This is a genomic window from Acinetobacter sp. GW821-FHT09D10, assembly GCF_059416285.1.
This window is the reverse complement of sequence record NZ_JBWKOW010000003.1, coordinates 34,406-53,350: the sequence shown is the minus strand read 5'-3', so window position 1 is coordinate 53,350 and position 18,945 is coordinate 34,406. Positions and strand designations below refer to the sequence as shown.

Here is an 18,945-nt window from a genome sequence, read left to right as displayed (position 1 = left end):
ATAAGCGGATCAAGACGAGAGCATCATTTTCTCAGGTAGTAATTTTAGATAACAAAAGTATAATTTTTTATATACCAATTATAAACATATGAGCACAGGTAGGCAGATGTCAGTCATACATACATCTCCAAAATTTTCGGGGTTTTTTCGACGATTAGTCGAAGAAAAACATGTGTCGGCAGCGACCATGCAAACAGCATTAGATGCAGCAAAAAGAGCTAAACAGGATACAGTTTCGTACCTGATTGAAGAGGTTCATCTCTCCCCTTCTTTATTAGCTGAAACAATTTCTATTGAATTTGCTGAACCATATTTTGATCTGGACGTTTACGATACCAGCCAGATTCCTAAAGATTTGGTCGACCAGAAACTGATTTTAAAACATCGGGTCTTGCCTCTCGTACAAAGAGGACAGATTTTATATGTTGCAACCAGTAATCCCAGCAATGTTGATGCTATTGATGCTATTCGCTTCAACAGCAAGCTTATGGTTGAGCCGGTTATTGTCGAGCACCATAAACTTGAGAAAATTCTGGCGCAGCAATTTACTGAAGAAAGTAGTTTCGAATTTAGTGATGAAGAGTTTGATCTGGATGTAGATCTTGATACCTCAACCGCTCCAGAAGAGGATGATGACACTCCTCAGGGCGATGAAGCACCTATTGTTAAATATGTTAACAAGTTATTAATAGATGCGATTCGTATGGGGGCTTCAGACTTGCATTTCGAACCCTATGAGAAATCGTATCGGGTCCGTTATCGGGTCGATGGCGTTTTGCGTCAGATTGCAAATCCGCCTTTGCAACTGGCTAACCGTTTGGCTTCACGCTTAAAAGTGATGTCTCAAATGGACATTTCCGAAAAGCGTGTTCCTCAAGATGGTCGTATCAAACTCAAGCTATCGAAATCTAAAGCAATTGATTTTCGTGTGAACTCTCTTCCGACCTTATTTGGTGAAAAGCTAGTTCTACGTATTCTCGATCCGTCTAGTGCCATGCTGGGAATTGATGCTCTAGGATATGAAGAAGAGCAAAAAGCACTCTTTATGGAAGCATTAGATAAGCCACAAGGTATGCTTTTAATTACTGGTCCTACAGGTTCTGGTAAAACAGTATCCTTATATACGGGCCTCAACATTTTAAATACTGAAAGCTCCAATATTTCTACTGCCGAAGATCCAGTCGAAATTAACCTCGAAGGCATTAATCAGGTTAACGTGAACCCTAAAGTAGGTCTTACTTTTTCGGCTGCACTTAAATCATTTTTACGTCAGGACCCTGACATTATTATGGTCGGTGAGATTCGTGATTTAGAAACAGCTGAAATCGCGATTAAAGCTGCTCAGACGGGCCATATGGTAATGTCCACACTACATACTAACAGTGCCCCTGAAACACTTACTCGTCTACGCAATATGGGAGTTCCATCTTTTAATATTGCGACATCGGTCAATTTGGTTATTGCTCAACGTTTGGCACGTCGATTATGCCCTCAATGTAAGGTGCCTAGTGACATTCCTAAACAAAGCCTATTAGAAATGGGTTTTACCGAACAAGATCTAACACATCCCGATTTTCAAGTTTTTCAACCGGTCGGTTGTCCTGAATGTCGTGAGGGTTACAAAGGTCGAGTAGGTATTTATGAGGTAATGAAAGTCACACCTGAGATTTCCAAGATTATTATGGAAGACGGCAACGCTTTAGAAATCGCTGCTGCTTCTGAAAAATTGGGGTTTAGTAATCTGCGTCGCTCAGGTTTAAAGAAAGTCATGCAAGGTGTTACTTCTTTACAAGAAGTCAACCGCGTGACCAGTGAATAAAAGACAATTTAAAATAAGGATAATGTCATGACTGTCAAAAAGGCACAGTTGATGCCGACTTTTGCTTATGAAGGGGTTGACCGTAAAGGCGTAAAAATTAAGGGGGAACTTCCAGCTAAAAATATGGCTTTAGCTAAAGTAACCCTACGCAAACAAGGTGTAACTGTCCGTAATATTCGGGAAAAGCGTAAAAATATTCTTGAAGGTTTATTTAAGAAAAAAGTATCAACGCTCGATATCACGATTTTTACCCGACAACTTGCAACCATGATGAAAGCTGGTGTTCCACTGGTACAAGGCTTTGAAATTGTGGCGGAAGGTTTAGAAAACCCAGCGATGCGCGAGGTGGTGCTCGGTATTAAAGGTGAAGTTGAAGGTGGCGGTACTTTTGCCTCAGCTTTAAGAAAGTATCCTCAGCACTTCGACAAACTGTTTTGTTCTCTTGTAGAGTCTGGCGAACAGTCTGGTGCGCTTGAAACCATGCTGGACCGCGTGGCAATTTACAAAGAAAAAAGTGAGTTGCTTAAGCAGAAAATTAAGAAAGCCATGAAATACCCAGCAACGGTTATTGTGGTTGCTGTGGTTGTGACTATTATTTTGATGGTTAAAGTAGTTCCTGTCTTCCAAGACCTGTTTTCTTCCTTTGGCGCAGATTTGCCTGCGTTTACACAAATGGTTGTAAATATGTCGAAATGGATGCAGGAATACTGGTTCATTATGATTATTGTGATTGGTGCAATTATTGCTGCTTTTATGGAAGCTAAAAAGCGCAGTAAAAAATTCCGTGATGGTTTAGACAAACTCACGCTTAAGTTACCTATCTTTGGTGATCTTGTTTACAAGGCGATTATTGCCCGCTACAGCCGTACTTTAGCAACCACTTTTGCAGCAGGTGTTCCGCTCATTGATGCCCTTGAATCAACAGCTGGTGCAACCAATAATGTTATTTATGAACAAGCTGTAATGAAAATTCGTGAAGATGTTGCAACAGGTCAACAACTCCAATTTGCGATGCGCGTTTCAAATCGTTTTCCATCTATGGCTATACAAATGGTCGCAATTGGTGAAGAATCTGGTGCACTAGACAGCATGCTCGACAAAGTTGCCACCTACTATGAAAATGAAGTTGATAATGCCGTTGATGGCTTAACTTCAATGATGGAACCTTTAATTATGGCAATCTTAGGGGTACTTGTAGGCGGTCTGGTTATTGCTATGTATCTTCCAATTTTCCAAATGGGCTCAGTCGTGTAATGCAAGAAATTATTGCTTATTTTATTCAAAACTTAACTGCACTTTATATTGCAGTTGCACTATTGAGCCTGTGTATTGGTAGCTTTTTGAATGTGGTGATTTATCGCACCCCAAAAATGATGGAACAAGATTGGCAGCAAGAATGTCAAATGTTACTCAATCCTGAACAACCAATCATTGACCATGAAAAGCTAACATTAAGTAAGCCCGCTTCATCATGCCCCCAATGCCATCAGCCCATCCGTTGGTATCAAAATATTCCTGTCATAAGTTGGCTACTTTTAAAAGGTAAATGTGGGCATTGTGAACACGCAATTAGCATGCGCTACCCAGCCATCGAACTATTAACAATGGCATGTTCACTAGTTGTGGTCATGGTGTTTGGCCCAACCATACAAATGCTTTTTGGACTAGTCCTGACTTGGGTTTTAATTGCTTTAACATTTATAGACTTTGATACTCAGCTGCTACCTGACCGCTTTACCTTACCTTTGGCCGCACTGGGTTTAGGCATTAATACCTTTAGCATCTACACCACACCCACCTCAGCCATTTGGGGTTACTTAATTGGTTTTTTATGCCTGTGGATTGTGTATTACCTATTTAAAGTAATTACCGGCAAAGAAGGCATGGGCTACGGCGACTTTAAGTTGCTTGCGGCATTAGGTGCATGGATGGGGCCATTGATGCTGCCATTAATTGTGCTATTGTCATCTTTACTAGGTGCAATTATTGGCATCATTTTACTAAAATTACGCAATGACAATCAGCCCTTTGCCTTTGGGCCGTATATTGCCATTGCAGGCTGGGTTGCCTTTTTATGGGGTGATCATATTATGAAAATCTATTTGGGAGGTTAAAATGGCTTTTATTCTGGGAGTCACAGGTGGAATTGGTAGCGGGAAATCTGCTGCAACACAATGGTTTGAATCCCAAGGAATACAAGTCGTCGATGCCGACATCGTTGCGCGCGAAGTGGTTGAAAAAGGCCAACCTGCCCTTCAAAAAATTCAACAAACTTTTGGAGATTGGGTACTTCAACCTGATGGAAGCCTAGATCGTCGTGCCCTACGCGAGTATATTTTTCAAAATCCACAAGCACGCCATACACTTGAGCAAATCACTCATCCTGCAATCCGCCAATCTATTATTCAACAATTGCAAAATCCGCGTAGCACTTATGTGATTTTAGTTTCACCATTGCTATTTGAAACTAACCAGCATGAATTGGTTAATCACACGTTATTAGTTGATGCGAGTGAACAAACTCAAATTCAGCGTGCAAGCCAACGCGATGGGCAAAACCAAGAACAAATTCAGAAAATTATTGCGGCGCAAATGCCACGTGAGCGAAAACGCGAACTTGCCAATGACATTGTGTTTAATGACGGTTTACTTGAACATTTACATCAACAATTAGAGCCTTTACATCAAAGTTATTTGAAACGTACAGACTAATCTGGCTCATTTTGCTGTTTAATTTTTTGTGCCAAGCTATCTGGTCGGAACCATCGCCAAGGTTGTAAGGCACCTACTCCCATTCCAACTAAACCTACGACAATCGATGGGCTTAACGCCTCCCCTAACAGAGGTACGGCCAATATGGCTGCAATAAAAGGCGCCAAAGTGACAATGCTTCCAGTTTTAAAAGCACCAAGTCGCTGAATGGCTGCCACATAAGTCAAAGTTGCAATAATGACTACGAACACACCATGGAAAATGCCTTGTATGGCTAAATGAACAGGACTGACTTCCATAAAATGCTTAGGCAAAAATAAAACATAGATGGGCAAATAAATAATTGCAGACCAAATCGCAACACTTGCCATTGAGTGCCATGCAGACAGTTTCCACTGTTTAAGTAACACAGTGAAAATACCCCACCAAATCGCACTAATAAAAAGTAGCAGATCACCTATTCCAAAAGCAGAAGCATTACCTTGCAGCATCAAAACGCTCATGAGACCTAAAGCAGCGATCATGATTGCCAGACTAGCCCATGTATGTTTATCAAATGGTTGTCTAAATAAAATATATGCTGCGAACGCAGTACAAATTGGGATACAGCCATTTAAGAAAATTGCAGCGTGAGCGGCGGGAGCATAGAGAAAAGCGGTATAGACGGTAAGACAATAAATGACCCCACCAATCAAGGCCAGAATAACCGCATGCTTACTCCATAAAAAAGCGAGATCTTTTTTATAGATCAGAATAGGCATTAAAATTAAGAAGGCTATAGCGAAGCGCAGTGCGGCAATATCCCAAGCACTGATGTGCCACTGTGCATTTAAACGGGCAAAAAGCGTAAACCCGCCCCAAATGCACATGGTCACCAATACAAAGAAATAACCTTGCTTACGGGGAGACATATCAAGATGACTTAAAAACTAGAAAGGCAGCTAAATTATACCTCAGAACGCTGGCAGCAAGCCTCATAAAGAGCCATACCAGTCGCTACACTGACATTTAGACTTTGTAGATTTCCTGCCATCGGAATATAAACTTTATGATCACATTGTGCCTGTGTAATAGGACGCAAACCGGTATCTTCAGCTCCCATCACAATCACGACTGGGCCAGAAAAATCGCATTTTTGAAGTGGTAACGCACTTTCATCAAGCATGGTGCCAATCACACGCACATGAGTTGTTTCTTTAAGATGAGCCAATGTACGAGCTAAATTTGTGACTTGAATGAATTTAACTTTCTCGGCCCCACCCGCTGCAACTTTACGAGCAGTTGGCGTTAAACTTGCCGCACGATCACGAGGAACGATGACTGCTTGCACACCCATCGCAGCGGCAGTACGAATACAAGCCCCTAAGTTATGTGGGTCTGTTACCTGATCTAATGCCAACAACAAGGCATCTGGAGTTTCACTTAAGATTTGATCAAGATCTTGCTCATTTAAGACAGGATGCGGACGCACTGCTGCAACTACGCCTTGATGAAATGGTAGACCTGCAAGTTTTTCAAGACTATCGCGGCTTGCTTTTTGTACACTGATTCCAAAAGGCTCTGCCAATTGCAAAATCTTTTGCAAACGCTGATCATCCCGTCCTTTTAAAGTAAACAGGGTTAGCACACGCTCCGGCTCAAGTTCTAGCAATGACTCCACTGAATGAACGCCATAATAATATTCCTGTTTTGCCATGCATGACCTCTAACAACGTTTGAGCAAAAAAATAAAAATCCTGCAAAGCCAACTTCACAGGATTTCTTTGGGCATAGTGTACCCGATTTGAACAGGAATTTCTTAGCCTTCTAAATGGCACACGTAATCGAGGACTTCATCAGTTTCGATTTTAAAAACGCTATTTCCAGGCACGTAAAATGATTGGCCTGCACGGAACAATTCACTTTCATTACTGTCCGCAATTGTTACGCGACATTCACCTGAAATAATTTCCATACGCTCAGGGACATGCGTTTCAAAAGTTAAGGCTTGCTCAGTCGGCAAAATAACACCTAGTGTTTTTTTCGTTCCATCTTCAAATTGCACGGTATGGCTGATACATGCTCCACCAAAATAAACGTTTGATTTTTTGATGACCGTTACATGATCAAATTGGTTTGTACTCATGCACATTCTCCAGATAATGCTATATTTATATAAATTATGATGAATGTAGTTTAATTGTGCCTAAATAACTAATCAATCAGTTTTCATACGGATAGACTTGTAATTTCCACTGCTCGGCCTGAATTTTTTTGGCAAAAGCATGAGGTAAATTAATCTCAATATTTCGACTATTCGACACAATTGCATCGTATCTGCAAACTTCGACCTGATTTTCATCTAGGAGTACCCAACACACTCTTTGCGCTGTTGGATGGGCAACTGCTGTAGCAACTACCGGTGAACCGTCATTCATTCCTACATGAAAATTTTCACTGTCATTTTGCATTAACACCAGATCATACGCTGGAAAATCGAGAGCATCTGAATCAAATTGCTGACTATCATGTATAAGCACGCTCTGTTTTAAAGTCGGCCAAATACAATAACGCAAATAATGCTGATCCATTACCCGATTATCCAGATAACGTCCGGTGGCAACATAATCTCTGATATGTGCTTCAATATTATGAAAAATCCCGGTACATCCGCCCCACATTCCAGCCAAAATTAGCTCAGTATGAGAATAGTTATCTCGCATTAAATGAAACCACTTCTCACTCTTGAGCCACGCATCTACAGCCGCCTTTTCACGGTGCGATACAATCGAGTCGGCATCACGTATAAGAAAACGCTTAATTGTCGGATCATCCATCACAAAAAAACGCCAGAATAGCCCTGATAGTTGTTTTTGAGAGTCCGTCACTGGTACCACTTGCGCACCCTTCTCTTTTAAACGCTGTTGCACAAGCACTGGAACGGTATCATCGACATAAAATCGGCACGTCCACTCTGGATAAACTTGTTTGGCTAACTCAGTATTTAAAATAGAAGTTTCACAATAACGCGGGTTTGCTCCAAACAATGAAAAGGCAATAATATTTTCTTGAGGATTTGAACTAAACTCAGGAGGTGCATGATTTGGAATCGGAAAAACAGGCTCACTCTTAACGAGTTCTTTTTTTGTTGTAATTGCCAAGCGTCCAAATTTTATTGTTTCTTCTTTTTTATTTAAATGATGACAAACTTCTGTTAATCCATCATATAAATTTGTATTTACAGCGGAACCACTCGCCTGAATCGCTTGCAAATAGTGTTGATAGGCATCGTTATAACGGCGTAAGCGTAGCTCTGTATATGCCAAATCGGATAATGCTCCCGGATGCTTGGGAACTAAATTAACAGCCTGTTTAACATGTTGATAAGCTTTGGCATAATCGCCTTGTGCGGCAGCCTGTTTAAATGCATTAAAATGTTGATTTAAAATTTTATTCATTTCCGCAGGATTGTTTTTTTTATGACGGTTAATCATCCCTATCGGTGGTTTCGGTAAGCTTAATGTTTTTTTCATTGTAAATATCCGCAATCTTGCTGTTCTATAATTTCAGTTAGAATAATAGATCACTTGTAGCAAATTCAAAACTTCTCTATCTTTAACCCATAATTTGGCGCGTTGGATGCGTTTATGCTCACACATTTAACTTTAATTAATTTTGCATTAGCTGATCATTTAGCTATTGATATAGAACAAGGATTTAATGTTCTAACAGGCGAAACAGGTGCCGGAAAATCATTATTACTGGATGCACTTTCTGCCTGTCTAGGGGAACGTACCGATACGAATTATGTCCGTTATGGTTCAGACAAAGCGGATATCACCGCTGTTTTTACCTATCAAAATAATAGCCCTGAAGAAAAATGGCTACAAGAACACGAGCTAGATGATGATTCTGGGGAAATTCATTTACGCCGTGTTATTTTTGCAACTGGACGTAGTAAAGCATGGGTCAATGGCCGCCCTAGCAGTTTATCTGAACTCAAAGAATTGGGCCGTTTGCTCGTTCAACTCTATAGTCAACACAGCCAGCAGCAGCTTCTTGAGCCACCATATCCAAAGCATTGGCTAGATCGTTATAACAATTTTTATGTTGAAGCGAATGATGTACGTGAAGCCTATAGTATGTGGCAACGCACGATTCGTTTGCACCAAGCAGCCTTGGATGCACAAGCAACACGTTTGCAGCGTATTGGCACTTTAGAGCATCAAATCGAAGAACTCGAAGACGTCATTCAAACGGACTATAAAGAAATTGAGCAAGAATTTGATCGTCTCAGTCATCATGAACATATCATGCAAGACTGTAGCTATAGCTTAAATGTTTTAGATGAAGCTGAGCAGAATATTACTCAAGAAATGTCTTCGATTATTCGCCGTCTAGAATCTCATGCCGGGCGTAGTGATCAACTTTCTGAAATTTATAACTCTTTGCTGAATGCTCAAAGTGAAATAGATGATGCAACGGCGAACTTGCGTCAATTTATTGATCGTCAGAGCTTTGATCCAGAGCGAATGGAAGAGCTCAACTCTAAACTTGAGGTTTTTCATCGTCTGGCACGCAAATATCGGACTCAACCGGAAACACTTAAAGAAGAATATGAAGCTTGGCAACGTGAGCTTGAGCAACTACATCAACTTGAAGACCCAGAAACACTGGCAGAGCAAGTTGAAAAGTCGCATGAGGAGTTTTTAGAAAAAGCTCAGCATTTAGACAATATTCGTCGTGAAGCTGCCGCTCCGCTTGCTAAACAATTAACTGAACAAGTGAAACCTTTAGCGTTACCAGAAGCACACTTCGAGTTTAAGTTCGAACCATTAGAACAACCAGGTGCAGAGGGTTTAAGCTTTATTCAACTTTTATTTACTGCCAATAAAGGTATTCCTCCACAACCACTGGCACGAGTGGCCTCTGGTGGTGAACTTTCTCGTATTGCACTCGTGATGCAAGTCATGAATGCTGAAAAAACCGAATCCGAAGTTTTGGTATTTGATGAAATTGATGTCGGGATTAGTGGCGGCACCGCAGAAGTTGTGGGACGTTTACTTGCCGACTTAGCGCAACATGTCCAGCTCCTATGTATTACTCACCAAGCACAAGTTGCTGCACAATCTGATCAGCATTTATTAGTGAAAAAACAACAAACTGACCCAGCCAGCAGTACAATTATAGAACTTGATGAAAATCAAATCATTTTTGAGTTAGCTCGCATGTCAGGTGGTGTTGAAATTAATGAAACAACCTTGCAGCACGCAAAACAATTACGCCAACTTAAATTTCAGGCTTCTTCAAATTAATAAAGAAAATGAGAGAAAAAGATTGGCGAAATCCGATTAACTCTTGTATGTTGATAAAAAGAACCTATATAGATAAAAGGGTCGAGAGGCCCTCTAGTGACATTTTTTGAGGGAGAACCGCTTAGGTGACCAAACAATACCTGACTCACCGTTGTCTGATTGCCCCGCCAGAAATGGCAGATGACTTTTTCGCAAACACTGTAATTTATCTTGCTCGTCATGATGAGGAAGGTGCTCAAGGCATTATTATTAATCGTCCTTCCGGTATTCAAATTAAAGAATTACTCAATGATCTCGACATTGAAGCTGACAATGTAAATCCACATGCGGTTTTACAAGGTGGTCCTTTACGTCCTGAAGCTGGATTTGTTCTCCATACTGGGCAACCAACATGGCATTCATCTATTGCTGTAGGTGAAAATGTTTGTATTACGACCAGTAAAGATATTCTTGATGCGATTGCTCATAACGAAGGTGTAGGTCGATACCAAATTGCATTAGGCTATGCGAGCTGGAGCAAAAACCAGTTAGAAGACGAAATTACGCGTGGTGACTGGCTCATTTGTGATGCCGATATGGATCTGATTTTTAACCTACCTTATGACGATCGTTGGGATGCAGCTTATAAAAAAATTGGTGTAGATCGTGCGTGGCTAGCATCTGAAATCGGACACGCTTAATGACCGAAACACAATCAAAATCGATTATGGCTTTTGACTTTGGCACTCAAAAAATGGGAATGGCGATTGGCCAGTCTTCAATTGAAAGTGCCAACCCTCTCCCTCTATTTGTCATGAAAGATGGTATCCCGAACTGGGATCAGCTCTTAAAAATCGTGAAAGAATGGCAACCCGATTTATTTTTGGTTGGCCTTCCCCTAAATATGGACGATAGCGAGTCAGAACTTTCTACACGTGCTCGCAAATTTGCGAGACGTTTACGTCATCAAACCAACATAGAAACCTTAATGGTAGATGAGCGTTTAACGACACGTGAAGCGAGAGAAGAGTTAGGTTTTTACCAAGAACAAGGTCGAGCAAAAAAGCTATCAGCAGATAGTTTTGCAGCTGCACTACTCATTCAGAGTTGGTATCGAAATCCAGTCGGTTTAACACCCTAAGATTTAAAAAAAGAAGGAAGGCTAAAGCCTTCCTTCTTTTTTACTTCTCAACAATATGTACGGTAGCAGTTCGTCCCGAGACAAAAGCAAGCTGATTTTTCGGTGTTTCATCTAATACGATCTTCACGGGTACACGCTGTGCTAAACGAACCCAGCTAAAGGTTGGGTTTACATTGGCAAGAAGCTTAGAGCTACTTGAACGCTCACGATCTTCAATTCCCGATGCAATACCTTGTACATGGCCTTTAATTTTTTGGTTATCACCCATTAACTGTACAGTGGCCTGATCACCGACATGAATACGATTTAATTTGGTCTCTTCAAAATAACCCACCACATACAGTTGTTTACGGTCAAGTAATGCAGCAACAGCTTGGCCTACTTGAACATAGTTTCCTGGGCTCATATCAAAGTTAGATAAAGTACCATCCGCTGGTGCAACCACTGCGGCACGATGCATATTAAGCTCAGCCAAATGTAAACTGCTCGTTGCTGCCTCAATCAAGGCCTGCTGTTGCTTAACAGTTGCTTCTGCTTGTTCAATTGCTGCTTGTAATTGCTCATGCTCGGCATGGGATTGATCACGTGTTGCAAAAACCTGATCTTGTTCTTGCTTTGAAATTGCTCCATCCATTAAGTTTGAATAGCGGCTCGCATTTTTTTCAGCTAAACGAATATTGGTATCTGATTTAATCAGGTTTGCTTTTGCTTGAGCTAAGCCTGCTTGTGATTGAGCAAATGCTGCTTTCGCTTTTGCTAAATCAGATTTTGCCTGCTCGACATCTAAAGCTCGACGAGACACATCAATTTTAAAGAGCACCTGACCCTTCTTCACACTCTGGTTATCTTGAACCAAAACTTCTGTGACAAGGCCGGCTACATCCGAAGATACTTGAATAACGTCACCACGAACTCGACCATCTCGTGTCCACGGCGCTGCATTATAGTAGTTCCACAAATGCACAATGGTATAAACTGCAACCATTAATGCGATAATCAAAATTACTGGACGGATGACTTTTTTCAAATCCACCTGATTCATTTCACTCACCTAACTCAATCTTTAATTTCGCAATCATCTCTATGCACCTACCCCAACAAAAATTTGATGTATCACCAAGAGCAATAAAAGGTAAAAACACAAATTAAAAATACTAGGTAATGCAATCCAGCCTTGTGCAATCCACTTGTTGGTTAAAACACTTAATCCACGGAAACATATATATGCCAAGAGGGCTTGAACGAGCAAAGAAGGCACGTAAATGCCATAAACATTAAACTCACCCATTTGCTGTGGCTCCTCTAAAGGTGCTGTTTTCACTCATTTGATCTGATGAAACATGACACATGCTATAAGCAATATTGTTAAGTGAAATAAGTAATCTTTGTCGCATAGTCATATCGTCAACATTTGAAGCAAGCTGTTTTAGTTCAAATAAAGCTCGATGGATTTTTTCCACTAAAGCCGCAGTATTGTCTGCATCATTTTCTTTAGCTCTAAACAGTTCATCCAGATTTTGTTGCAAATCACCAATATGCTGAGTGAGTTCGGATGTCTGAGGAAACTGATTGGCTAACTCTTGCAATCGGCTTAAATCAACAATACTACTCGACTCAATCAGTGCTTGATGAATTGAAGTTTTAATCTCGCCTGATTGCACCATTTTGCTGTTTAGAATCCCTATCCGATCTAACATGCTGCGTAAGTGAACTTTAAAATCAAGGCCATAAGGCAGATAGATCGCTTGTCGCATGGCACGATAATGCAAGGCCAAAATACGGCTTGCACTCGTGTCTGGAGACATTGCACGAACAACGTCAATGACAACTAAAGACACTAAGACACCCAAGATCATGGCAAAAGAACCATCAAGATAAGACACTGCATCCATGCTATAAGCATTGTGTAGATTTAGGCCCATCATGGTATTAATACCCAAAACCATACCCACTGGCATAAGCATCTGGTTGGCCATCATAGAAACTGCAAACAGGAACATAGGTAATAAAACCAGTCCAAGTTCCCAAAATGTGGTGACATGAGGAAAAATACCAAATGCATAAACGAAGACTAAAACCGCTGAAGCGATACTGCCCCAGATGAAAATACGCAAAACTGGAACAGGGTTATCTAAGGCCGTTAAAATACAGGCCGTTACTGCGCCCATTTGCGCCATCATAAATCCGGCTTTCCATCCCGAAATAATCCAGACCCCAGTCACAATAAATGTAATAAGGACTGCACTAATACCACCTCGTATAGCTACGCCATGATCACGGTGTAAACTTGGATATTTAGTGGTCATTGGGGTAATGTTGTCAGGGATTTCTTTATTACCTTGCTGAATTCGCTGCCACAAGACTTTAACCGCTAAAACATTGCTAATGAAATGGCGTACATCCATTTTCATAGCTGCGACCAAAACTTGCTGATGTGTAGAAGCTGATTCCATCAAACTTGCAAAATCACTTTCAAACTCATCAGGTAACTGCAAAATATTTTCATCAATAATCAGATCTTTTTGCTCCAGAAAATGTACAACATGCGCTGAGAGCTGTTGCAGTTTTTCTGAATGAGTTTCGATAAACCGAAGCTCTTGAAGTTGCTTAATACGTTCAGATAAAGCGACCAGATTAGCGACCACCATTGAGATTTGATGAAGCATTTCCTGCAATGGTTTGGTCATGCCATGCAACTCACCCTTTTCATAACTCAAATGTACTGCCAAAGCATGAATATCTGTGGTGTCGCGAGTAATGGTCGCTAAAAGTTGAGTATTGTTCTGTTGCGGGTCAGCAATTAATAAATTAGCAAACAAATTTTCTGTATCTTTAAGCGTTTTGATGACGCGTTGCTTAATCGCAGAACCAATGTGCATTGGAAGAATAGTGGCAGAAACCACAGCGCTTGAAATCACCCCAATCGAAATCTCTATGACCCGAGCTAAAGCAATATCAAAAATATTGTATTGATCAATATACGTAATCGCATTGAAGACAATCATGGCTGTCGAATAACCCGCCAGCATAAAAGCATAACTGCGTGGAGTCCGGTCAAGTAAAGACACATAAAGTGCAAAACCTACCCACAACGACAACACCACGGTAAACAACCAAGGTGTATTAATTAGATGTGGCGTTAGCGTTAAGGCAATCACAGCCCCACCAATCGTCCCTACCACACGGTAGACGCACTTAGAGGACACCATTCCTGAATAAGGATTGGCAATAATCAGGACCGTACCAATCGACCACATCGGGTTAATCAGATCTAATTCAAATGAAACAAATAACGCCAGCATTCCGGCAATAAATGTTTTTATTGCAAAGATCAGATCAAGCCTACTCGGGCGAAACGCCAGTATTTGCTTTAATAACATGAACTCATCTCAAATACAGATTTGAACTGATGAGCATGCCCTTCAATGTTAAATTGCCTTTCTAGAGACAACAAAACTGTGCCATTTGCCTAAAAGCAAATGAGATGAGGAGCATCCTTCAATACAATGATTTTTCCACATCCTGCCCGATTGGCCCAGATGATTTCAATTTGGACGTTATTTAAACGGCCAAACTTTGGAAAGAAGAGGTATCAAGAAATTCGCCTAGAATCGACCAATTTCTCGATTAGATATTTTGTTTGGCAATTTTTTCAAAATAAAGCGATTTAGTCAACTAAAATATCTCTATTTGATAATTTGATATATTTTTTGATAATCGTATATGATGTATAAGCCAAGAGAAGTTTTCTCTTTGTCAGAGTAAAATACTCAAATCAGGCATTTATTTTAGAATTGAGACAAATTTTCTTTTTTTCTGTTATAAGAACTCAAACATGACTCTTTGTTAAAGGATACGAACAAGACGCTATGGCAATTTCAAGTTTTGGCAAAATTTTAACCGTACTGGACCTATTTTCAGTTTCGCGTCCAATAATTAATGTCGATATTATTTGCGAAGAACTTGGCTTGTCTAAACCAACCAGTTACCGTTATCTGAAAGAACTGGTGTCTACCGATCTATTAAAACGCATTAATGGAACGTCTGGCGATTATACCTTAGGCTCAAAAATTGCCGTTCTTGACTATATTTCTCGAACCACTGATCCGTTAGTTCAAATCAGCACACCATTTATGCGAAATATTGTAGAGCGTACCGAACTGTGCTGCTTGCTCACCTATTTAAATGATGATTACTGTATTGATATTCACCATGAAATATTCAAAGACACCGAATTACTCTCATATGGTCGAGGCTGCCCAAGACCTATTTACGTGGGGTCATCTCCAAAAACGATGGTTTCGCATTTAAGTAAACAACGGATGCAGGACTACTATCATCGTTACCAGCAAGAATTAAAACAATCAGGTTTTGCTGAAGATGAACCAAGCTTTATTCAGCGTATGCGTAAAATTAAAAAACAAGGATTCTATTTCTCACAAGGTGAGATTGACCCCAATGTTTCTGGCCTTGCCGTTCCAGTTCGTTTTTCGAACAAAGAAGTACCTTTAGCTTTAACTTTAGTTGCTTCTAAAAATCGTTTTGATTTTTTAAATGTTGAAAAGCTCACCGAAATTTTGCAAGAAAATGCAGCACTTATTGAACAACGTTTTATGGAGTTATCTGAAAAAGGTGAAATTTAAAACCCGACTTTATGATAATTTAACCTTTTCTTACATTTTAATGCATTGAATAGATCACAATATTCTCATATTATGATTTTAGCTCTTATTGATGATTCTTTTCATCAGCAGCTCATCAATAGAAGCATCCCCCTCAGAGGAATAAGCTCATGTTGCCATCATGGGCTTTTTTCTTGCCGAATTTTTAATGAAATTCATGAAAACTGAAACTGCCTGAAAGTAAGATTAATACGCGGCTGTAAAATCTTTGTTGAGCGATTTAAACGATGTTGCCAATGTTGTTGCGTTTCACCACGCATCACGATGAGTTGGCCTGGCTGTAGCCACAATTCAACTTTTTCTTTACTTTGAATGTGTCTAAAAGAAAATTTACGGGTAGCTCCAAAACTTAAAGATGCAATCGTTGTGGTCTTTGCTAAAGAAACATCCGAATCACTATGCCAAGCCATACCTTGTGTTCCATCTTCATAAAGGTTTGCCAAGCACGAGTTAAATTTTTCTGAAAGCCGCTGTTCTACCAATTGTTTTAGTTTGGCAAGCCCTCGATCCCAAGGCAAAGAATCACGAATGACACCCGAATATTTATATTGATAATAATTGTCTCCATACCATGCCACTTTTCGGGGAGTGATAAAGTGCTTGCCATACAACTTAGCCTCGTCATGTTTCCACGCGAGATGTTGGTAAAGATAGTGAAAATATTGTTCAGCTTCTTCTAGGCTTAAAATACAACCATAGTCCTGAACTTCACCATCATAAGGCAATAAATTTTTACAAGGCTCTGGAGCAAATAAATCCAAGGTCATTCGGTCTCTCCATGTTGCTTTGACATCTCCCAAGCTAACAATGCCAATTTACGCCCCTTTTGCCAATGATATTCTCCGACCATGCCCGTTGCACGAATCACCCGATGGCAAGGAATTAAATATGCAATCGGGTTTTGTCCAATTGCTGTAGCAACGGCTCTAACGGCTTTAGGTTTGCCAATTTGCTCTGCAATATCTTGATAGGTCCGCAATTGACCTTCTGGAATGGTCAGTAACGCTTCCCATACTTGTAGCTGAAACGGAGTCCCTGCTAAGTTAAGCGGAAGCTTGTGCTGTAAGTGTTCTGAGAAATCTTGTTCAAACCACTGCGCAATTTGTTGATGCCAAATCGGCGCCTGATTTTTTAATTGAGCTTTAGGGAACTGCTGTTTAATTATTTCTTCGATATTTTCACGAGTATCGATAAAGCGAACAGAACATATCCCTTTATCGCTACTTACAACCAGCAACTCACCAAAGGGACTCGTTTCAATCGAATAATTAAGTGTAACCCCTTCACCTTGCAGTTTATATTCACCAGGCGTCATGCCTTCAAGCTGAATAAACAAATCATGTAAACGACCGGTACCAGACAAACCCGTGTTTAAAGCAGTGTCTAACAAACTGCGTTGCTGCATCAAATAATATTTTGCCTGTTGCAAACTCATATATTGAACAAATTTTTTCGGGCTAATACCCACCCATTCTTGAAACTGGCGTTGAATATAACCTGAACTTAAATTCATGTGACTCGCAACATCGTCCAGACTAGGTTGCTGGTCCAGATGTTCATATAAATATTCAATTACAGTGGCAATTACAGCAAATTGCCGAGAAGAAAGCATTTGCATGTGTCACCTCCTTAGCAGTTATATCTTACATTAAAGTACCTAAAGCTCGGTGACGACCCGATTCTTGCACTATCCGAAAATAAAAAAGCCTTTCATTATAGAAAGGCTTAATCATTCAATCTGAAATTAAGGTTGCTTTAAATAAGGCCAAGCGGCTCTTAGGTAAATAAACATTGACCATAAAGTAAGAATCACAGCGGTATATAACAAGGCATATGCCAGCATTTCTAAAGGTTGCCAATTAAGTAAAAACACACTGATGGCAATCATCTGAAAAGCTGTTTTATATTTACCTACTGTCGATACAGCCACACTCGTTCTTGCGCCAAGCTCTGCCATCCACTCACGTAAAGCAGAAACTGTAATCTCTCTTGAAATAATGACAATTGCAGCAAAAGCCATTGATATGGTCGGGTTCCATTGCACCAAAACAATCAGTGCTGCTGCCACCATAAGCTTATCTGCAACTGGATCTAAAAAACGGCCAAATGCTGAAGTCTGGTTTAAAGTTCGTGCCAAATAGCCATCAAACCAATCGGTAATAGCAGCAAACACAAAAATTGCAGTCAAGATAATATGACGACTCATACTTCCTTCTTGCTCACCAATACCCATTGCAGGCGGCCAATACGCAATCACCAAAAATACAGGAATAAGCGCGATACGCGCCAAAGTTAGGATATTTGGGATATTCAGGATTCGCCCTGTGGTCATAAACACCGCCAATTTAGTCTTCAAGCATCTTGTAACAGACAAAAATACATTCTTCAATATTGTATCTATCTGTAACAGCCACTTTATACGAAATATATGAATCGAGGAAGTAGACTGCTTAGGTAAATACCGTAACAGTTTGCCGTAAAATTGCAATTAAATGATCATTTTGATCCCATAAATGCGCATATTCTGTGGAATAACCTTCACCAGCATATTCAGTTACCACTTTATATTTAAACCAGTCACATAGTTGATGCTGGATCGGATGCACATAGGTAATGTGCCAAGTTAAAGAACTTGCAGGAGCAACTTGTTTAAACATCGGCAATACACCGGGTGGCCAAATATCCATCAAAACAATTAAATCTGGCAAAGTCATTTGACGATTTACATGCTTTTCTGGAGAAAATCTTGACCATCCTCCAAAGTCAGCATACTGACTTCCTGTAACAGGATAATGACCTTCTGCCCAGCATACATCAAAATGTTGATAGCATTCTGGCATTTGTTTAGCAAAAGGAAGAGGTTGTAAGTCTTCCGGTTGCGCATAAACTGGAACTATAGGTTCTTGTCGTACTTCAATATTCGAAGTGCGAGGCACACCAAAGCTTGCAACCAAAATAGTTTGTACCGCGCCATCTTGCCATAAACGAGTTTCAAGCGTAGTGACCGACTTTCCTTCCCTTAAAATTTCAATAGTCAATTGGGCAGGTCCCTGCTGTACAGGGCCCACAAAAGTAATGCTACAACTTAATAATCTTTTATTTGGGTCGTGAATATTTGAACAAGCTTTTTGCATCAATAACCCTGCAACAAAACCACCAAAAACCGTGCGGCCTTGTAACCATCCTTCAGGTATTTCAATCCATTCCTTTTCTTTTATTTCTTCAAATAATCGCAGCAATGACATTCCTTTCCCTAAAATGAAAGTGTTATTAGGAAATATCTTTCATCATTTTGATTGGAATGTGAATGGTCAATCA

At 40.2% G+C, this 18,945-nt stretch carries 19 protein-coding genes and 1 pseudogene; 8 read left to right on the top strand and 12 right to left on the bottom strand.

Annotation, left to right across the window (positions count from 1 at the left end; all coding sequences use genetic code 11):
* The first annotated feature begins 106 nt into the window (after positions 1–106).
* From pilB to coaE, 4 genes are read left to right on the top strand one after another with little or no spacing between them, the layout of a single operon-like run.
* On the top strand, positions 107–1,819 hold the full coding sequence (gene pilB / locus AC07M3_RS09285; RefSeq protein WP_494567140.1) for a type IV-A pilus assembly ATPase PilB: 1,713 nt from the start codon (positions 107–109) through the stop codon (positions 1,817–1,819).
* 27 nt (positions 1,820–1,846) lie between these two features.
* Positions 1,847–3,073 carry a type II secretion system F family protein gene (locus AC07M3_RS09280; protein WP_198496440.1) on the top strand — a complete coding sequence of 409 codons (1,227 nt, stop codon included), beginning with the start codon at positions 1,847–1,849 and terminating at the stop codon, positions 3,071–3,073.
* The gene (locus AC07M3_RS09275; RefSeq protein ID WP_494567139.1) at positions 3,073–3,933 is read left to right on the top strand and encodes a prepilin peptidase; all 861 of its coding nucleotides are present in this window, start codon (positions 3,073–3,075) and stop codon (positions 3,931–3,933) included. Before AC07M3_RS09280 ends, AC07M3_RS09275 begins: the two co-directional genes overlap by 1 nt.
* 1 nt (position 3,934) lies before the next feature.
* Positions 3,935–4,531 carry a dephospho-CoA kinase gene (gene coaE / locus AC07M3_RS09270; protein WP_004640841.1) on the top strand — a complete coding sequence of 199 codons (597 nt, stop codon included), beginning with the start codon at positions 3,935–3,937 and terminating at the stop codon, positions 4,529–4,531.
* Here coaE and AC07M3_RS09265 read toward each other — a convergent pair.
* From AC07M3_RS09265 to AC07M3_RS09250, 4 genes are all read right to left on the bottom strand, one after another.
* Positions 4,528–5,442 carry a DMT family transporter gene (locus tag AC07M3_RS09265; protein ID WP_004640840.1) on the bottom strand — a complete coding sequence of 305 codons (915 nt, stop codon included), beginning with the start codon at positions 5,440–5,442 and terminating at the stop codon, positions 4,528–4,530. The genes coaE and AC07M3_RS09265 overlap by 4 nt on opposite strands.
* 35 nt (positions 5,443–5,477) lie before the next feature.
* Positions 5,478–6,227, bottom strand: a complete 750-nt coding sequence (gene rlmB, locus AC07M3_RS09260; protein ID WP_494567138.1) for a 23S rRNA (guanosine(2251)-2'-O)-methyltransferase RlmB — start codon at positions 6,225–6,227, stop codon at positions 5,478–5,480.
* A gap of 102 nt (positions 6,228–6,329) precedes the next feature.
* On the bottom strand, positions 6,330–6,656 hold the full coding sequence (ppnP, locus tag AC07M3_RS09255; protein WP_003654567.1) for a pyrimidine/purine nucleoside phosphorylase: 327 nt from the start codon (positions 6,654–6,656) through the stop codon (positions 6,330–6,332).
* Between the two features lie 76 nt (positions 6,657–6,732).
* Positions 6,733–8,043 (bottom strand): tetratricopeptide repeat protein, encoded by a 1,311-nt coding sequence (locus AC07M3_RS09250; protein WP_494567137.1) that lies wholly within the window; start codon positions 8,041–8,043, stop codon positions 6,733–6,735.
* A gap of 114 nt (positions 8,044–8,157) precedes the next feature.
* On the opposite strand from AC07M3_RS09250, the gene recN reads away from it, so the two are divergent.
* The 3 genes from recN to ruvX all read left to right on the top strand — a co-directional run bounded on the left by recN (position 8,158) and on the right by ruvX (position 10,945).
* Entirely contained in the window at positions 8,158–9,825 is a 1,668-nt protein-coding gene (recN, locus tag AC07M3_RS09245) for a DNA repair protein RecN (protein WP_056483137.1), read from the top strand.
* A 125-nt stretch (positions 9,826–9,950) separates the two neighbouring features.
* Entirely contained in the window at positions 9,951–10,505 is a 555-nt protein-coding gene (locus AC07M3_RS09240) for a YqgE/AlgH family protein (protein ID WP_003654562.1), read from the top strand.
* Positions 10,505–10,945: a Holliday junction resolvase RuvX gene (ruvX, locus tag AC07M3_RS09235; protein ID WP_002115066.1), complete on the top strand. Its 441-nt coding sequence runs from the start codon at positions 10,505–10,507 to the stop codon at positions 10,943–10,945. Before AC07M3_RS09240 ends, ruvX begins: the two co-directional genes overlap by 1 nt.
* A 40-nt stretch (positions 10,946–10,985) precedes the next feature.
* Here the strand turns inward: ruvX and AC07M3_RS09230 are convergent, their stop codons facing one another.
* The 4 genes and pseudogenes from AC07M3_RS09230 to AC07M3_RS09215 all read right to left on the bottom strand — a co-directional run bounded on the left by AC07M3_RS09230 (position 10,986) and on the right by AC07M3_RS09215 (position 14,447).
* Positions 10,986–11,987: an HlyD family secretion protein gene (locus AC07M3_RS09230; protein WP_494567136.1), complete on the bottom strand. Its 1,002-nt coding sequence runs from the start codon at positions 11,985–11,987 to the stop codon at positions 10,986–10,988.
* Between the two features lie 39 nt (positions 11,988–12,026).
* On the bottom strand, positions 12,027–12,233 hold the full coding sequence (locus AC07M3_RS09225; RefSeq protein ID WP_004640831.1) for a DUF1656 domain-containing protein: 207 nt from the start codon (positions 12,231–12,233) through the stop codon (positions 12,027–12,029).
* Entirely contained in the window at positions 12,226–14,325 is a 2,100-nt protein-coding gene (locus tag AC07M3_RS09220) for an FUSC family protein (protein WP_494567135.1), read from the bottom strand. Before AC07M3_RS09220 ends, AC07M3_RS09225 begins: the two co-directional genes overlap by 8 nt.
* A pseudogene (locus tag AC07M3_RS09215) lies at positions 14,316–14,447 on the bottom strand (hypothetical protein). Before AC07M3_RS09215 ends, AC07M3_RS09220 begins: the two are co-directional and overlap by 10 nt.
* Positions 14,448–14,814: 367 nt before the next feature.
* Between AC07M3_RS09215 and AC07M3_RS09210 the strand changes: the two are divergent.
* Positions 14,815–15,588, top strand: coding sequence for an IclR family transcriptional regulator (locus tag AC07M3_RS09210; protein WP_003654555.1), 774 nt, complete (start codon positions 14,815–14,817; stop codon positions 15,586–15,588).
* Positions 15,589–15,782: 194 nt separating this feature from the next.
* On the opposite strand, the gene AC07M3_RS09205 is transcribed toward AC07M3_RS09210, so the two are convergent.
* The 4 genes from AC07M3_RS09205 to AC07M3_RS09190 all read right to left on the bottom strand — a co-directional run bounded on the left by AC07M3_RS09205 (position 15,783) and on the right by AC07M3_RS09190 (position 18,872).
* The gene (locus AC07M3_RS09205; RefSeq protein WP_494567134.1) at positions 15,783–16,394 is read right to left on the bottom strand and encodes an alpha-ketoglutarate-dependent dioxygenase AlkB family protein; all 612 of its coding nucleotides are present in this window, start codon (positions 16,392–16,394) and stop codon (positions 15,783–15,785) included.
* Positions 16,391–17,245 (bottom strand): methylated-DNA--[protein]-cysteine S-methyltransferase, encoded by an 855-nt coding sequence (locus tag AC07M3_RS09200; RefSeq protein ID WP_494567133.1) that lies wholly within the window; start codon positions 17,243–17,245, stop codon positions 16,391–16,393. Before AC07M3_RS09200 ends, AC07M3_RS09205 begins: the two co-directional genes overlap by 4 nt.
* 126 nt (positions 17,246–17,371) lie before the next feature.
* Positions 17,372–17,959, bottom strand: a complete 588-nt coding sequence (pgsA, locus tag AC07M3_RS09195) for a CDP-diacylglycerol--glycerol-3-phosphate 3-phosphatidyltransferase (RefSeq protein WP_004640822.1) — start codon at positions 17,957–17,959, stop codon at positions 17,372–17,374.
* A gap of 118 nt (positions 17,960–18,077) precedes the next feature.
* The gene (locus AC07M3_RS09190) at positions 18,078–18,872 is read right to left on the bottom strand and encodes a thioesterase family protein (protein ID WP_494567132.1); all 795 of its coding nucleotides are present in this window, start codon (positions 18,870–18,872) and stop codon (positions 18,078–18,080) included.
* Positions 18,873–18,945 lie beyond the last annotated feature (73 nt).

Coding starts and splice junctions, on each gene's coding strand:
- AC07M3_RS09275 (WP_494567139.1), top strand. CDS start 3,073: ATGCAAGAAATTATTGCTTATTTTATTCAAAACTTAACTGCACTTTAT.
- AC07M3_RS09210 (WP_003654555.1), top strand. CDS start 14,815: ATGGCAATTTCAAGTTTTGGCAAAATTTTAACCGTACTGGACCTATTT.
- AC07M3_RS09205 (WP_494567134.1), bottom strand. CDS start 16,394: ATGACCTTGGATTTATTTGCTCCAGAGCCTTGTAAAAATTTATTGCCT.
- AC07M3_RS09190 (WP_494567132.1), bottom strand. CDS start 18,872: ATGTCATTGCTGCGATTATTTGAAGAAATAAAAGAAAAGGAATGGATT.
- AC07M3_RS09250 (WP_494567137.1), bottom strand. CDS start 8,043: ATGAAAAAAACATTAAGCTTACCGAAACCACCGATAGGGATGATTAAC.
- pgsA (WP_004640822.1), bottom strand. CDS start 17,959: ATGACCACAGGGCGAATCCTGAATATCCCAAATATCCTAACTTTGGCG.
- AC07M3_RS09265 (WP_004640840.1), bottom strand. CDS start 5,442: ATGTCTCCCCGTAAGCAAGGTTATTTCTTTGTATTGGTGACCATGTGC.
- AC07M3_RS09225 (WP_004640831.1), bottom strand. CDS start 12,233: ATGGGTGAGTTTAATGTTTATGGCATTTACGTGCCTTCTTTGCTCGTT.
- ppnP (WP_003654567.1), bottom strand. CDS start 6,656: ATGAGTACAAACCAATTTGATCATGTAACGGTCATCAAAAAATCAAAC.
- AC07M3_RS09230 (WP_494567136.1), bottom strand. CDS start 11,987: ATGAATCAGGTGGATTTGAAAAAAGTCATCCGTCCAGTAATTTTGATT.
- AC07M3_RS09280 (WP_198496440.1), top strand. CDS start 1,847: ATGACTGTCAAAAAGGCACAGTTGATGCCGACTTTTGCTTATGAAGGG.
- recN (WP_056483137.1), top strand. CDS start 8,158: ATGCTCACACATTTAACTTTAATTAATTTTGCATTAGCTGATCATTTA.
- coaE (WP_004640841.1), top strand. CDS start 3,935: ATGGCTTTTATTCTGGGAGTCACAGGTGGAATTGGTAGCGGGAAATCT.
- ruvX (WP_002115066.1), top strand. CDS start 10,505: ATGACCGAAACACAATCAAAATCGATTATGGCTTTTGACTTTGGCACT.
- rlmB (WP_494567138.1), bottom strand. CDS start 6,227: ATGGCAAAACAGGAATATTATTATGGCGTTCATTCAGTGGAGTCATTG.
- AC07M3_RS09220 (WP_494567135.1), bottom strand. CDS start 14,325: ATGTTATTAAAGCAAATACTGGCGTTTCGCCCGAGTAGGCTTGATCTG.
- pilB (WP_494567140.1), top strand. CDS start 107: ATGTCAGTCATACATACATCTCCAAAATTTTCGGGGTTTTTTCGACGA.
- AC07M3_RS09200 (WP_494567133.1), bottom strand. CDS start 17,245: ATGCAAATGCTTTCTTCTCGGCAATTTGCTGTAATTGCCACTGTAATT.